Raw genomic sequence first — 1,069 nt, forward strand, 5'->3', positions numbered from 1 at the left:
CGAAGTGAAGGTCATTAATCCCATCCAGTCAGATGCATTCAGAAAGATATACATTCGCCAGACCAAGACCGACTCCAAAGATTCCTTCATCATTGCTCAGATTATGCGTTTTGGGCAGTTCTCCGCCACGAATCTCTCTGCTGAAAACATGATTGCACTGCGTCAGCTTTCCCGCCATCGTCTTTCTATGATAGATACCTGTGGTGACTGTAAACGTCGTGTAATTGCTTTGCTGGATCAGGTGTTCCCTGAGTACGCCAGCCTATTTTCAGACACTTTTGGTGTCACATCAAAGAAAATTCTACTAAAATACCCAACACCCAAAGATATGCTTACAGTCAATACACGCAAGCTTACCGCATTGTTGACGAAAGCCAGCAGAGGGCGTTTCGGATTGGAAAAAGCAAATCAACTCAAGTCTGTTGCTGCTGAATCCTTTGGTGTTATTTTTGCCCAAGATACTTTCGCATTCCAAATCCGCCAGCTCTTAGCCCAACTTATCTTCTTAGAAACCCAAATTGAAGAATTGGAAGAAGAGATCTCACTACTGCTTAAACAAACCAACACGTATATCACAACTATTCCTGGCATTGGAGATACGCTTGGTTCTATCATTCTCAGTGAGATTGGCGACATCGATCGTTTTGACGCGCCTAATAAGTTAGTTGCTTTTTCCGGCTTGGATGTGAGAGCTACCCAGTCCGGTGAATTTACGGGTACAAAAAACAAGATTACAAAGCGTGGCTCACCTTATCTACGCCGCGCCATCTGGCTTGCTGCGGAAAGAGCTTCTTTCTGTGATCCTATCCTCTCTGATTACTATCGGACACTCAAATTAAGAGGAAAACATCATCTTACTGCTGTAGGCGGTGTAGCGCGTAAACTTTGCAACATAATCTACGCAATTCTCAAAGAAAATCGCCCTTATGAGCCTGTCCGGCTAAAGGCCTGATACGTTTATTTCTGGTATCTCCAGCCTTGGTTCCTTACCAAAGGCTTATTTGCATTGTCTATATTTACCTCTACATTATTTATATTTCCTAATTGACATTTAATAGCTGGTCTTATC

At 42.9% G+C, this 1,069-nt stretch carries 1 protein-coding gene; it reads left to right on the top strand.

The genetic code is table 11. From position 1 onward, the window contains the following. On the top strand, positions 1 to 952 hold a 952-nt coding region (locus tag ALO_RS14625), incomplete at its 5' end, for an IS110 family RNA-guided transposase (RefSeq protein ID WP_004097205.1). Positions 953 to 1,069 lie beyond the last annotated feature (117 nt).

The sequence above is a fragment of the Acetonema longum DSM 6540 genome, from assembly GCF_000219125.1.
Lineage (GTDB): Bacteria > Bacillota > Negativicutes > Sporomusales > Acetonemataceae > Acetonema > Acetonema longum.